11 protein-coding genes and 1 pseudogene are annotated in these 14,274 nt (G+C 47.7%); 9 read left to right on the forward strand and 3 right to left on the reverse strand.

The annotated features are described in order from the left end of the window. The first annotated feature begins 37 nt into the window (after positions 1-37). On the forward strand, positions 38-2,104 hold the full coding sequence (locus tag ACUTVW_RS22325) for a heavy metal translocating P-type ATPase (protein ID WP_445647780.1): 2,067 nt from the start codon (positions 38-40) through the stop codon (positions 2,102-2,104). 168 nt (positions 2,105-2,272) lie between these two features. Further along, entirely contained in the window at positions 2,273-3,082 is an 810-nt protein-coding gene (locus ACUTVW_RS22330; protein WP_445647781.1) for an alpha/beta fold hydrolase, read from the forward strand. 173 nt (positions 3,083-3,255) lie between these two features. On the opposite strand, the gene ACUTVW_RS22335 is transcribed toward ACUTVW_RS22330, so the two are convergent. Beyond that, positions 3,256-3,987: a ZIP family metal transporter gene (locus tag ACUTVW_RS22335; protein ID WP_434749388.1), complete on the reverse strand. Its 732-nt coding sequence runs from the start codon at positions 3,985-3,987 to the stop codon at positions 3,256-3,258. Positions 3,988-4,242: 255 nt separating this feature from the next. On the opposite strand from ACUTVW_RS22335, the gene trxB reads away from it, so the two are divergent. After that, a complete protein-coding gene (trxB, locus tag ACUTVW_RS22340) occupies positions 4,243-5,184 on the forward strand; it encodes a thioredoxin-disulfide reductase (protein WP_434749389.1) in 942 nt (313 codons plus the stop codon). 119 nt (positions 5,185-5,303) lie between these two features. After that, complete coding sequence (locus ACUTVW_RS22345; RefSeq protein ID WP_056693307.1) at positions 5,304-5,534, forward strand: glutaredoxin family protein; 231 nt, start codon at positions 5,304-5,306, stop codon at positions 5,532-5,534. A 346-nt stretch (positions 5,535-5,880) separates the two neighbouring features. Here ACUTVW_RS22345 and ACUTVW_RS22350 read toward each other — a convergent pair whose 3' ends face one another. Both ACUTVW_RS22350 and ACUTVW_RS22355 read right to left on the reverse strand, forming a co-directional pair. Beyond that, positions 5,881-6,078, reverse strand: a complete 198-nt coding sequence (locus ACUTVW_RS22350) for a hypothetical protein (RefSeq protein ID WP_111268377.1) — start codon at positions 6,076-6,078, stop codon at positions 5,881-5,883. A 153-nt stretch (positions 6,079-6,231) separates the two neighbouring features. Further along, positions 6,232-7,395 (reverse strand): ROK family protein, encoded by a 1,164-nt coding sequence (locus tag ACUTVW_RS22355; protein ID WP_445647782.1) that lies wholly within the window; start codon positions 7,393-7,395, stop codon positions 6,232-6,234. A gap of 213 nt (positions 7,396-7,608) precedes the next feature. Here ACUTVW_RS22355 and xylA point away from each other — a divergent pair, with 213 nt between their 5' ends. From xylA to ACUTVW_RS22380, 5 genes and pseudogenes are all read left to right on the forward strand, one after another. Next, on the forward strand, positions 7,609-8,925 hold the full coding sequence (gene xylA / locus ACUTVW_RS22360; RefSeq protein WP_445647783.1) for a xylose isomerase: 1,317 nt from the start codon (positions 7,609-7,611) through the stop codon (positions 8,923-8,925). 387 nt (positions 8,926-9,312) lie between these two features. Next, positions 9,313-10,806 carry a xylulokinase gene (gene xylB / locus ACUTVW_RS22365; protein WP_445647784.1) on the forward strand — a complete coding sequence of 498 codons (1,494 nt, stop codon included), beginning with the start codon at positions 9,313-9,315 and terminating at the stop codon, positions 10,804-10,806. A 228-nt stretch (positions 10,807-11,034) separates the two neighbouring features. Beyond that, entirely contained in the window at positions 11,035-11,775 is a 741-nt protein-coding gene (locus tag ACUTVW_RS22370; protein WP_445647785.1) for a glycosyltransferase family 2 protein, read from the forward strand. Positions 11,776-11,793: 18 nt separating this feature from the next. Next, a pseudogene (locus ACUTVW_RS22375) lies at positions 11,794-12,303 on the forward strand (hypothetical protein); the annotation flags it as partial. A gap of 423 nt (positions 12,304-12,726) precedes the next feature. Further along, positions 12,727-13,797: a glycosyltransferase gene (locus tag ACUTVW_RS22380; RefSeq protein WP_445647842.1), complete on the forward strand. Its 1,071-nt coding sequence runs from the start codon at positions 12,727-12,729 to the stop codon at positions 13,795-13,797. The last annotated feature ends 477 nt before the right edge of the window (positions 13,798-14,274 follow it).

Here is a 14,274-nt window from a genome sequence, read left to right on the forward strand (position 1 = left end):
ATTACGCTCAAAACCATACGAAGGGAACGTGATTTATATGCAAGCGATACATCAGCCTTTACAAGGAAAGCAGCAAGCCAAGCAGAAGTCCGCCCAAACTCCTGGCCCCAACCGGGGGAAGAAACCGAACTTGCGCGCAATGCTGCAGAACAAAGAGATGCAGGCGGCGCTGGGCAGCGGCGTTATGATGCTGATTGCATGGGGCATTGCACCTTATTTTGCAACATTGTCTGTGATGCTCTACATCGCCGCTTATGCGATTGGTGGCTGGACGAAGGCGAAGGAAGGCATCGAAACGTTGGTTAAGGATCGTGATCTGGACGTTAATCTGCTGATGATTGCCGCATCACTCGGGGCAGCAACGATTGGTTACTGGAATGAAGGCGCGATGCTGATCTTTATTTTCGCACTTAGTGGGGCGTTGGAAAGTTACGCAACGGAGCGAAGTCACAAAGATATTTCCTCTTTGTTGGCACTTAAACCGGAGACCGCACTGCGGATCGAGGATGGACAAATGAATGTGGTGGCTATTGAGGATTTGAAGCTTGGAGATCTGCTGCTCGTGAAACCAGGCGAACTGATTCCTGCAGATGGTGTGGTCTATCGTGGGAGTTCTTTTATTAATCAATCGTCAATCACTGGGGAATCCATGCCAGTCGATAAGAGTGCAGGCGACGAAGTTTACGCAGGTACAGTAAACGGCGAAGGTGCTTTATATGTCGAGGTTACGAAGTCGGCTGAGGGCTCTCTATTCGGAAAAATCATTAAACTGGTGGAGGAAGCACAGGCCGAAGTGCCGGATTCCCAGCGTTTTATGGAACGTTTTGAAGGTATCTATGCACGAATTGTTGTAGGGGTTACAGTCCTGGTTATTATTGGAACACCGTTACTGTTGGGGTGGACGTGGAATGAAGCTTTTTACAAAGCGATGGTCTTTCTGGTGGTGGCATCACCTTGTGCTCTTGTATCGTCCATTATGCCCGTAATGCTGTCGGCGATGTCCAGTAGCGCACGCCGGGGCATTTTGTTCAAGGGTGGGGCACATATGGAGAATATCGCCCACACCAAGGTGGTTGCTTTTGATAAAACAGGTACACTCACGATGGGAACACCTCAAGTAACGGATATCCTGACTGCACCAAGCGTAAGCAGGGAACAGCTATTATCTGCGGTGGCCTCCGTTGAAAATCTCTCGATGCATCCTCTTGCCCGGGCGATTGTGGAGCAGGCTGGCAAAGAGAACTTATCTCTGCAAGAAGCAGAGCATGTGCAGTCCATTACAGGGCACGGCATTGAAGGAACGGTGAACGGTGCCGTATGGAAGATTGGACGACTGGATGGCACGCTATGGTCACAAATGATGCAAACGGCGGATGAGAGAGGAGCCACGGAAACAGTGGCTGTAACGCCAATTGGCGAATTGGAGAATGGAATAGCTGTGAAGTCCACAGCCGATGAAGTACCTGGAAACAGCGCGGCGGACTGGGAAGAGGTATCTACCCGACTGGAGCAGGAAGGCAAAACGATATCTGTGGTAACCGTCAATGGTGAGTTTGCGGGTTTGATTGCGATGCGAGATATGATCCGTCCACAGGCGGCTACAGCTGTGCAGAAACTGGAGAGTATGGGTGTAAAAGTAGCGATGTTAACGGGTGATCGTGCCCGTTCGGCTTCGGTCATTGCCGGTGAAACCGGGGTTAGTCTGGTCTATGCAGATTTGTTGCCTGAAGATAAGGTCAAACAGGTGCAAGCGCTCCGCGAGCAATATGGTCATGTGCTGATGGTTGGTGACGGGGTCAATGATGCGCCGGCACTTGCTGCTGCAACCGTTGGTATGGGTATGGGCTTGTCTGGAAGCGGAACGGCAATTGAGGTAGCGGATGCGGTACTTATGAACGATAACATCGAAGAGATTGCTTGGGTGATTGAGCAGGCTCGGCGGGCGGAACGCACGGTGAAGTATAATATGTGCTTCGCCATTACAGTTATTTTGGCGTTAATCGCAGGAAACTTCTTGCAAGATGTAGCTTTGCCACTTGGTGTGATTGGTCATGAAGGCAGTACCATTCTGGTGATTCTGAATGGACTTCGGCTGCTGAGATAAGGTTACCTATCATCGAAAAGTACGTAATGTGGCCATCCAGGTGCACCTTAGCTGGTCTGGCGGCTTCCGTTTGAACCTGTGGTCAGAGGGTAATAGTCGAAGAGACGAGATAACGTATCTTGCTAACGATAATTACGAATTACTATAAGGATAAGGGAGCTGTGAACAATGGGCCGTTACGTACAAGTAGAACCAAATGTAAAAGTATATGTTGAAGATATTGGTGAAGGGACTCCGGTACTCTTTTTGCACGGCTGGCCTGTCAATTATAAAATGTTTGAATACCAGTTGAATGTGCTGCCGAAGCACGGCATTCGGGCAATTGCGATGGATTTCAGAGGTTATGGCTTATCTGATAAGCCATCCACCGGATATGACTATGACCGCATGGCAGACGATGTGCGTGCTATTATCGATGATCTGAAGCTGACGGATGCTGTACTCGCTGGCTTCTCCATGGGTGGTGCCATCGCGGCACATTATATGGCGCGTCATCAGGGGCACGGAGTATCCAAGCTAGCCTTGTTGTCAGCAGCGGCACCTGTATTTACGCAGCGTGAAGGTTACCCGTACGGTCTGACGCCGGATGAGCTAAACGAGCAGATTATTGAGCCGATCTTCGCGGATCGTCCGAAGTTGCTGGACACATTCGGCGGGATGTTTTTTGCGAAGGAGCATAGCCAGCCATTCATGCAGTGGTTTCATGCACTCGGCATGGAAGCTTCGTCTTATGGTACGATCAGCAGTGCGATGGCGCTGAGGGATGAGGATTTGCGCGGAGAGTTGGAAACGATCCAGGTGCCTACAGCCATTTTCCACGGTAAAAAAGATGAAATCTGTCCGTTCGAATTCGCTGAGGAGATGCAAAAAGCGATCCCTTCGGCTGAAATGGTTGTGTTTGAAGAGAGTGGACACGGTGCTTTTTACGACGAGTTGGAAAAATACAATGCCGAGCTGATTCGATTTATTCAATCTTGATCGTGTGGATGAAAAGAATGAATTGAATGGCTTACAGATGATTTCAACAATTTCAGTAATTTCATGGAATCTTCATTTATGGCTAAATAAAGACCCGACTTCAGCTTGCGGCTGTTGTTCGGGTTCTTTTGGTTTTCCGTTAACATTGAGCAACTTCGTAGCTTAAGTTTCATTTAGAACAACTCAGTCAGCCCAATCATCGTAATCAGACCGAACAGGAACGAGATCGTAGCAGCTCGCGCATTGCCGTCACCGTGACTCTCGGGAATCAGCTCTTTGTAGACGATAAACATCATCGCGCCTGCCGCAAATGCAAGACCGTAAGGCACAAGGCCAGCCACCAGACTGCTCAATGTATACCCGATCATGGCCGTTATAATCTCTACAGCCCCGGTCAGTGTTGCAATGCCAAGCGCCTTGAAGCGGCCGATGTTCTGATTGACGAGAAAGAGAGCAACCAAGAAACCTTCGGGTGCATTTTGTAGTCCTATGGAAAAGGCGATCAGATTTCCTAGATTCTCATCCGTACTTGCATAACTTACACCGACAGACAATCCCTCCGGCAAGTTATGCATGGTGATGGCTGCGATAATCATGAAGGCTTTGCCTTCAATTTTGAAAGGCATCTTCTCTGGATTTTCCAGGTCTACGTGCGGTATTCGCATCTCCAGTATAAGTAGAACCAGGCTTCCGAGCATAATGCCAAAAGCGAGCACAAACATATTGGACTGCCCGAGCGCTTCGGGAATGAGATTATACACCGATGCCGAGGTCATAATGCCCGCTGCGTAAGCGAGCAGAATGTCGCGCAGACGATGTGATATTTTACGCATAAATAAAATCGGTACGGCTCCAAGTCCGGTAGACATGGCCGAAATAAAACTGCCTAGTAGAGCGTCATTCATGCTTCCAATTTCCCTCCTGATGAAGACTTCTTCATAATCGTTGCCGAGCATTGACACCGTACTTAAAAGAGATCATAATGAACAACAGATTAGAATGATTATAAATTAGAATTCCGCTTCTGCATAGGTAAAATGTCATGATCTACTCCGTTTGATGGACATGACATGGGCTATTCGTTTTAGTGTATGCAAAGGCTCGCGCTTTTGATGCCGGAGAACCTGATCTTTTTGCAGAACCTGGGGGAGGAACTATACATGTATAAATCAATTATTATCGGAACAGGCCCTGCAGGGCTGACAGCAGCAATCTACTTGGCACGTGCCAACCTGAGCCCACTTGTTATTGAAGGACCGCAACCTGGCGGACAGCTGACAACAACGACGGAAGTGGAGAACTTTCCGGGTTTCCCTGATGGCATCATGGGTCCTGAGTTGATGGATAACATGCGTAAGCAAGCAGAGCGTTTTGGCGCAGAATTCCGTACGGGCTGGGTAAACAACATCGACATGAGCGAGCGTCCATTTAAAATCCAAGTCGAAGGTATGGGCGAACTCGTATCTGAAACTTTGATCCTGTCTACAGGCGCATCTGCTAAATATCTGGGTATTCCAGGAGAAGAAACAAACGTAGGTCGCGGTGTCAGCACATGTGCGACATGTGACGGATTCTTCTTCCGCAACAAAGAGATTATCGTTATTGGTGGCGGCGATTCCGCGCTGGAAGAAGCAAGCTTCCTGTCCCGTTTCGGTTCCAAAGTAACCTTGGTGCACCGTCGTGAAGAGCTGCGTGGCTCCAAAATCATGCAAGATCGTGCACGTAGCAACGAAAAAGTGGAAATGGCACTAAACCGCACACCACTTGAAGTGATTGCTGGCGACAACGGCGTAACTGGCTTGAAAGTGCTCAACAACGCAACAGGTGAAGAAGAAATCATCCCGGCAAGCGGCGTATTCGTAGCGATTGGTCATACACCAAACACAGGTTTCCTTGGTGGTCAGATTACTACAGACGAGCATGGGTATATTTTGACTACACCAGGTACTTCTGAAACAAACATTCCAGGCGTATTCGCATGTGGTGACGTTCAGGATACACGTTACAAACAAGCAATTACAGCTGCAGGTAGCGGATGTATGGCTGCGATGGACACGGAGAAATTCATTGAAAGTCTGGAGCACAGTGCAGTAGCGTTGTAATTTGTAACCTTCTAAATAAACTGGATCACAATGTGAAGTCCGGTGTTTGAATAGTGCTTTATTAAGCGTATAAATAATTAACCGTATAAATCAAATAATTATTATGAGGTGAATCGAACATGGAAAACGTAATTGTATACACATCCACGAACTGCCCGAACTGCAAATCCGTCAAGTCGTTCTTGGCTGACAAAGGTATTGCTTATGAAGAGCGCAACATCGAAACAAGCGATGAGTTCGCACAACAAGTATGGGACATGGGTGTACGTGCCGTGCCTCTGACTGTTATCGGTGAACACCGTATTCTGGGCATGAACAAAACGCAATTTGCCAAAGCATTGGACGCTTAATTAACGCTTTGCTAGTATGTAAACTGGCTAAGTGGAGCGCGATGAGATTTGTATAGAGATTGTATTCAAAAGCTGTACAAAAATCTGTATGCGCATATAAGAACTAAGCTATTCCGGTTCGCGCGAGCCGTTTGAATATAGAAGTATGATTGGGAAGAGGCCGTACCGTTTAAGGTACGGTCTTTTTAATTTTTCCGATGTTGGAACAATTGGAGAAAAACAAAAAGAAGACGCGTAAGGCAACGTCTAGACTTAAGGACATTGCGCATAAGCGTCTCCTTTTTTGTCGGAGAAACATCATTTGCTTGTGAGTACAGAAGTGCATTCAGGCGTAGAGAAGTTTCTGCTAGAAAAAAATACTCATAAACGTCTGAAATACGACATACACCAGTAAACCTGACAGCATGTACATGATACCAGCCTTCTTTTTGCTCTGAAAAAATCGGAGTATGCCCAGGCTGAACAGCGGCGCAAGCACAATCAGGAACAGGAGTACGGTGACAAACACTGGCGCCGAGATATCTGATGTATCCACATAGGTCACGAGTTTTCACTCCGTTTCATTATCGGATAACACAGCAACGAGAGCGCTGCCATGACAAAAATCACATAGTAACATTATACCTCTGGATTTCTTTAACAAAAAGGGAGGAAATGGGGCGAAATCTTGTCAATTTTATATATTTTTAGCTTAATATTAAACAGAGACGCGTACATTGCCTAAAAACTGGGATATTGCCGAATAAGCAGCACCAATCCGGGTTGAACGACTGCCGAGCCCGGCCCATTCCACTTGCAAACTTCGACGGTGATAAGGCAACGTGCGTTCCTCTACCACCTGTTTGAGTGCCGATTCGATCCATGGTTTCGCCTCCGAAAGCGGCCCACCAATAATAATGCGTTCGGGATTAAAGCTGTTGACGATGTTGGTAATACCAACGCCGAGCTTGCGTCCGATGGTATTGTATAAGGTTAACACAGCTTCGTGTCCATCCTGAGCATGTTCAATCAGTTCCTTGGTTGTATGCGCAGGAAGGTGCTGCTGATCCGGATGCTCGTATACTTTTTCCGAAGCATATAACTCCCAGCATCCCCGATTACCGCAAGAACAAGACAGACCCTCTGCTTCAATGGACATATGTCCGGTCTCGCCAGCGTAACCCCAGGCACCCTTATATAATTCACCATCAACCATAATGCCTGAACCAATCCCGATGCCTGCACTGATATAGATCAGATGACGTACGCCAACCCCTGCGCCAAAATTCAGTTCGCCTCGCGCTCCTGCATTGGCCTCGTTATCAATCGTGACAGGAAGTTTGAAACGTTCTTCCATCATGGCTCGCAAGGGTACCATTTCCCATTCCAAGTTGGGTGCAAACAGCACGGTTCCACCCTCATCCACCATGCCTGGAACGCCAATACCAATACCGATTACGCCATGTGGAGAAGAGGGAGCTTGCTCAATCAGATAATCTGCAGCCCGTTTTAATTGTTCAAATACAGATGCTGCATCCTGCTGCTTCAGGTCAACCGCATAGTCGGCAACAATGTGGCCTTCAAGGTCGGTAAGCACACCCTTCAAACGGGCCACGCTCAGCTCCAGACCAACTGCATATCCAGCCGTACCTCGAAAAAGCAGCATCAGAGGTTTGCGTCCACCGCTGGATTCTCCTGGCCCAATCTCTTGCACCAACTCATCGCTGATTAGATCCGCCACCAGATTGGAAACCGTTGCTTTGTTGAGACCGGTCACTTCGGACAATTTGGCGCGGGAAAGGGGGGCGTGACGGCGGATCGTATCCAGTACGATCGACTTATTTATTTTTTTGACCAGCATCTGGTCTCCGGTAATTTTCATATGGCTAAGGCACTCCTATTCTTTGTAACAAAGGATTTCAGTATATCCGCTAAGAAGCTATTCGACTATTATAGCGTAAACGAACAAGGAAAAAACAATTTTATTTTTACTTTGTTTAACCGATAGACAAAGTAAAATTGATGTGTTAGGATAACGGTGTAAACGATTTCTTTTAAAACTATATTCAAAACTATTGAGGAGGCAATTTACAACATGGCCTATTTTGAATCCGTTAATAAAGTCGCATTCGAAGGTAAAGATTCCAAGAATCCATTTGCTTTTAAACATTATAATCCGCAAGAAGTAGTCGCTGGCAAAACGATGGAAGAGCACTTACGTTTTGGTATGGCATATTGGCACACATTGACAGCAGGTGGTAGTGATCCGTTCGGTGCTGAAACAGCAGTACGTTCATGGGATAGCTACTCCGGTTTGGATAAAGCGAAAGTTCGTGTGGAAGCAGCTTTTGAATTCATGGAAAAAATGAACCTGCCTTACTACTGTTTCCACGATGTAGACGTGGCTCCAGAAGGCACAACACTGCGTGAATTCTACAGCAACATCGATACGATTGTTGATTTGCTGGAAGAGCACATGAAAGCAAGCGGCAAAAAACTGCTTTGGAATACGGCTAACATGTTCTCTAACCCACGTTTCATGTTTGGTGCGGCTTCCACATGTAATGCTGATGTATATGCTCACGCTGCAGCTCAGATCAAAAAAGGTCTGGAAGTAGGTAAACGTCTCGGTGCAGAAAACTATGTATTCTGGGGCGGCCGTGAAGGATATGACACATTGCTGAACACGGATATGCAACTGGAGCAAGACAACATTGCGCGTATGTTCCATATGGCTGTTGATTATGCGAAGGAAATCGGCTTTGAGGCTCAATTCCTGATTGAGCCTAAACCAAAAGAGCCAACGAAACACCAATATGACTTTGATGCGGCAACTTGCATTGCATTCTTGCAAAAATATGATCTCGACAAACAGTTCAAGCTGAATTTAGAAGCAAACCATGCAACGCTGGCAGGTCATACATTTGATCATGAAATCCGGGTAGCACGTATCAATGGCATGCTCGGTTCCCTGGATGCAAACCAAGGCGACTTGTTGATTGGCTGGGATACGGACGAGTTTCCGGTTGATATGTATGACGCCACGTTGACGATGTATGAAGTGTTGAAAAACGGTGGTTTGGGTAAAGGCGGCGTGAACTTCGATGCTAAAGTTCGTCGTGGCTCCTTCGAACCTGAGGATCTGTTCCTTGCTCATATCGCGGGTATGGATACGTATGCGAAAGGTCTGAAAGTCGCTTCCAAGCTGATCGAAGATCGCGTATTCGATGAGTTTATCGAGCAACGTTACAGCAGCTTCAACGAAGGCATCGGTGCAGATGTCCTGGCAGGTAAGGCAACACTTGCTTCCCTCGCTGAGTATGCATTGAACAACGAAAACCCACGCAAAAACCAATCCGGACGTCAGGAATTGCTGAGAGCAAAACTCAACCAATACATCCTGGCTGACTAACATCAGTCTTAGAGGAATCAACCCTCTACCTACTCGGTACAAGCATATCTTGTCTTGTACCTTGGACGTTGAATAAGCGTGACATTCAAACCGTCCCCGCTTTCCTCTGGGAAGGCGGGGACGGTTTGTTGTCATTGATAGCCCAAGTTGCCCCAAACGAGTACGGTTGTACCGATCGAAGGCAACGTTACAAAGGGCATGCAGAAACGGAGTAAGCAGAAAGGACCCGGAGAACAAAGCGCTCGCATTTACAACCGGATTTCACCCTTGAAAAGGGAGGAGTGAGGAAATCCGGGGGTAAGGGCGATCGCAGGGTTTTCTGCTCACGGAGTGACCTTCCATGCCCATCTAAGGTTTCAATCCTGTATAAACGAAAGGAGTATACTTATGAGTTACGTAATTGGCGTCGATCTCGGAACGAGCGCGGTCAAAACCGTTTTGGTCAATCGCGAAGGCAAAGTGGCATTTGAAGCATCGGAGGCCTATCCGCTGTACCAGCCTAAGGCTGGATATAGTGAACAAAATCCAGAGGATTGGGTGGAGCAGACCATCGTGTCGCTTCGCAAGCTTCTGGAGGTATCAGGCGTGCAGCCTTCCGAAATCGAAGGATTGAGCTTCTCCGGGCAGATGCACGGGCTGGTACTGGTGGATGCAGAGGGCAAACCACTGCGTAATGCCATCCTGTGGAATGATACCCGAACGACAGCACAGTGCCGCCGGATCGAGAAAGTATTGGATAGCAAGTTACTTACCATTGCCCGGAACCGAGCGTTAGAGGGGTTTACACTACCTAAAATATTATGGGTACAGGAAAATGAACCCGAATTGCTGGAACAAGCGGCCTTGTTCCTGTTGCCCAAAGACTACGTCCGTTTTCGCCTGACAGGTGACTACGCCATGGATTATTCCGATGCAGCGGGAACATTACTGCTGGATGTGGCAGGCAAACAGTGGAGCACGGAGATTGCGTCGGCATTTAATCTTAAAATGTCCCTTTGTCCGCGCCTGGTTGAATCCTTCGACGAAGTGGGCACACTACTACCTGAGATTGCAGAGCAAACAGGCTTGGCGCCAGCAACCAAAGTATTTGCTGGTGGCGCGGACAATGCCTGCGGTGCGATTGGTGCGGGCATTCTGAGTGAAGGACAGACGATGTGCAGCATCGGTACGTCCGGGGTTGTACTCTCGTACGAAGAACGGAAAGACCTGGATTTCGAAGGGAAAGTGCACTTTTTTAATCATGGGGAGAAAGATGCCTTCTATATTATGGGGGTAACACTGGCGGCAGGATATAGCCTCTCCTGGTTTAAAGACACCTTCGCAGCGGACAAATCATTCGATGTGCTTTTGCAGGGTATTGACCAGATTCCGGCAGGTAGCAACGGTCTGCTGTTCACGCCATACATCGTCGGGGAGCGTACGCCTCACCCTGATGCGAACATCCGCGGCAGTTTTATCGGTATGGATGCCGGGCATAAGCTGGAGCACTTCGGGCGTGCGGTCATGGAAGGCATCACATTCTCACTGCGTGAGTCGATTGATATTTTGCGTGGCGCGGGCAAGACGGTTAACGAGGTTATCTCAATTGGTGGCGGAGCCAAAAACGAAGCTTGGCTACAGATGCAAGCCGACATTTTCAATGCAACAATTGTGAAGCTGGAGAGCGAACAAGGCCCGGCGATGGGCGCGGCGATGCTTGCGGCTTATGGCAGTGGCTGGTTTCCGACGATGCAAGAGTGTGCCACTGCATTTATTCGTCCAGCGAAGTCCTACGTACCGAACCCGGAGACAGTTGCGGTATATGATGGTTTGTTTGCCCTCTATCAAGAGGTGTATGGACAGACACGCGGTTTGAATGATCGTCTGGCGGCGTACCGTTAAAGCAGAATGGGGTGCCGGCATTAATCGATATTCAGGAGCAATTCTATAGAAATATTCAGTTAGGTAAAATAAACATTGGAGAAGCGTTCGCCAAGCGAGTGCTTCTTTTTGTGATGTGTAAAATCTAACTCCAAGGATGTACCCTGCATAACCCGATTCCAGCCTAGCATAGATTGGAAATAGAGCGTTCGGGTCTATCAAAGAAACAGGAAACGTGGGGGTGAGGAGTTGGAGAAACATAAGCAAGAACAAGAGCAAGAGCAGCTAGCAAGAAAGAGACCGCATATCACCTTGTCGATGATTGTACGCAATGAAGAGCAGCGATATCTCAGACAGGCACTTGAGACACATCGTCCATGGATTGATCGGGCTGTCATCATTGATGACGGAAGCACGGATGGAACGGCTGCCATGTGCAGAGAACTTTTACAAGGTATCCCCCTTGTGTTAGTGGAGAATCCGGTCTCTCTTTTTTCCGATGAGGTGAGTCTGAGAAAGCAGCAATGGGAAGAAACGATTGCAACCAACCCGGAGTGGATTCTCAATCTGGATGCAGACGAGATTTTAACGCCGGATTTTGGGGTCTTGCGTGATAAAATGTTAAGCGGATCAGAAGAAGCGATTTATTTCCGTTTGTTTGATATGTGGAGTGAGACAGCGTACCGGGAAGATACCTTTTGGCAGGCACATGTGTATTATCGTGCATTCCTCGTCAGATATCGTCCCGGGATGGTCTGCGAATGGAAGGAAACACCTCAGCACTGCGGCCGATTCCCAATAAGTATTCAGCATCTGCCTTATGCCTGTCATGAACCACGTGTGAAGCATTATGGCTGGGCGAGAGAGGAAGATCGTGTTCGCAAATATCGGAGATACCAATCACTTGATCCCGATGCCCGGTATGGCTGGAAAGAGCAGTATGAATCGATATTGGATGCGGAGCCGCGGCTTATTGTATGGTTGGATTAACGGGAAGGGAGTGAGCTTATGAAGAAAGAGCAGAAGGGAGAACCACAGCTGCAGCAAAAGCAGGAGGACACTGTACCAGGTATCCGAGAGCATATTCTGGTTGCTAGCCCCGTACGGCAGACAGCAGCTATTCTGAATGAATTTTTGGATTCCCTGCAAAGGCTGGAACGAACGACGGTCCATACGGACTATTTGTTTGTAGATGACAATGAGGAAGAAGCCTCTTCCCAAATGCTGCATGATTTTGTACTTCAACATCACGGTACAGTGATTCATGCTCGTGATCTCAATGATATAGAGAGTACAGACGAGCGGAATCAAGGGAACTATAACAAGGATGAAGGAGGACACTATTGGCAGAACGAGCAGGTATGGCGAGTCGCCAGGTTGAAAAATAACATTTTAGAGTACGCCCGTAAGCATAATTATAATGCCGTGTTCTTGGTCGATTCCGATCTGGTACTACACCCGCGAACTCTTGAACAGCTTGCCCATAGCGGGAAAGAGATCATCTCCAATATTTTCTGGACTCGCTGGCAGCCGGGAACCAAGGAGATGCCGCAGGTATGGCTTCAGGATGAATATTCTCTCTATCGTCGTGGTGGTTCCGCTCTTGAGGGAGGAGAGGTGGAAGACGAGGATGCACAAACGAGTGCTTTCCTCAATCAGCTGCGTATTCCGGGGTGTTATGAAGTAGGCGGGTTAGGTGCCTGTACACTGATTCGGCAGTCTGTGCTTGCTGCGGGAGTGAATTTTGACCGCATTCCCAATGTGTCCTTTTGGGGAGAGGATCGTCATTTCTGTATTCGTGCTCAGGCGTATGGGTTTCAACTGTTTGTAGATACCCACCATCCTGCCTATCACATCTATCGTTTGTCTGAATTGCCGGGAGCAGCGGCCTATAACCGCAGAATTCGACGAGGCGAAGAAGCAATTAGCATTACCTTATGTATGATTGTGAAAAATGAAGAAACCTCCCTCGCCAGATGCCTAGACTCGGTAAAAGGTATTGCCGATGAGATCGTCATCGTGGATACAGGTTCCACGGATCGTACACGAGAGATCGCGGCTCAGTATACGGATTGTATTTTCGATTTTGAGTGGGTGGACGATTTTGCTGCGGCACGGAATTTTGCCTTTGATCAGGCATCCAGCGAATATATATTGTGGCTCGATGCGGATGATGTGTTTGAACCGGAGGATCGTGCCAAGCTTATTACACTGAAACGGTCTCTTAATCCCGAAGTGGACAGTGTCACGATGGACTATCATCTCTCATTCACACCTGAGGGCAAGGTCGCGTACAGTTTGCGGCGGAATCGTCTGGTGAGACGTGATCGTCAGTTTCGCTGGATTGGGGCAGTACATGAATACCTGGCTGTAGCAGGCAATTTGCTGCATAGTGATGTAGCTGTAACTCACAAGAAAGATAAGGTACACACGGATCGCAATCTGCGAATTTATCGTAAACGGGAGCAGGCAGGTGAAGAGTTTTCGCCCCGTGATCTTTATTATTTCGGCAATGAACTGAAAGACCATGCTCGTCATGAAGAAGCCATAACGTATTACGAGAAATTTCTGGATACCGGACTGGGGTGGGTGGAAGATCGGATTGCAGCCTGCCAAAAAATAGCGGATTGCGAGTCTGTACTGAAACGCCCGGAACGCGAAGCGGCAGCGTTGTTTCGGGCCTTTGCCTATGATCTGCCGAGAGCCGAGGTATGTTGCCGTCTCGGGGGTTATTTTGCCGAAAGAGAAGATTACCGCCAAGGGGTGTTCTGGTACGAACAGGCTACTAAGGCTATTCGTCCGGCTGATCCGATGGTTGTACTGAATGAAGCTGCATGGACCTGGATGCCCCATCTGCAGTTATGTGTATGTTATGATCGAATGGGCAACCGCGCAAAAGCGAAAGAGCACAACGATATTGCACTGGCCTATCATCCAACACATCCAAGCATGTTATATAACGATCGTTACTTTAAAGATTTGGAGATACAGGCTGTGCGGGAAAATGCATAAAGTATAGCTTAATGCTTTAATAGCGATATATGATCAGCACGTTAGTTCACGTAAAGCACGCAAAGCATATAATGCACGTAAAATGTTGCGTTTGAAGCTGCTCTTTTTCATAAAACTAGAATAAATCCTAAGGTAAAAGAATCTATCTCTTCGCGATGAAGAGGCTTTTTGTATCTATTTTAAAAAACCAAAATGAAGGCAAATGTTCATCATGCACCGTTGAAACGAGTGGCGAGCCAGGCAGTGTCCATAATGCCCAAAGCTCTAACGATCCTAGGGAACCCTATTTGATCATTGTTTGCAGTACTTTGCAGTACTTTGAGGTACCTGGGTAATTGGCCCGGACTTTATTCTAACGATCACAGGAGAGCTTATTTCAAGGTTTTTTGAGGGTTTGAGAATCTAACGATCTCCACAGACGCTATTTCGGCAAAAATGCACATCATGGGGCAAAACCATCACTAATTTGAGTATATA

It is taken from the genome of Paenibacillus sp. TSA_86.1 (assembly GCF_052691815.1).

Bases quoted from the DNA above. Each gene is read 5' to 3' on its own strand.
- ACUTVW_RS22325 (WP_445647780.1), top strand. From the start codon at position 38: ATGCAAGCGATACATCAGCCTTTACAAGGAAAGCAGCAAGCCAAGCAG.
- ACUTVW_RS22330 (WP_445647781.1), top strand. From the start codon at position 2,273: ATGGGCCGTTACGTACAAGTAGAACCAAATGTAAAAGTATATGTTGAA.
- ACUTVW_RS22335 (WP_434749388.1), bottom strand. From the start codon at position 3,987: ATGAATGACGCTCTACTAGGCAGTTTTATTTCGGCCATGTCTACCGGA.
- trxB (WP_434749389.1), top strand. From the start codon at position 4,243: ATGTATAAATCAATTATTATCGGAACAGGCCCTGCAGGGCTGACAGCA.
- ACUTVW_RS22345 (WP_056693307.1), top strand. From the start codon at position 5,304: ATGGAAAACGTAATTGTATACACATCCACGAACTGCCCGAACTGCAAA.
- ACUTVW_RS22355 (WP_445647782.1), bottom strand. From the start codon at position 7,395: ATGAAAATTACCGGAGACCAGATGCTGGTCAAAAAAATAAATAAGTCG.
- xylA (WP_445647783.1), top strand. From the start codon at position 7,609: ATGGCCTATTTTGAATCCGTTAATAAAGTCGCATTCGAAGGTAAAGAT.
- xylB (WP_445647784.1), top strand. From the start codon at position 9,313: ATGAGTTACGTAATTGGCGTCGATCTCGGAACGAGCGCGGTCAAAACC.
- ACUTVW_RS22380 (WP_445647842.1), top strand. From the start codon at position 12,727: ATGATTGTGAAAAATGAAGAAACCTCCCTCGCCAGATGCCTAGACTCG.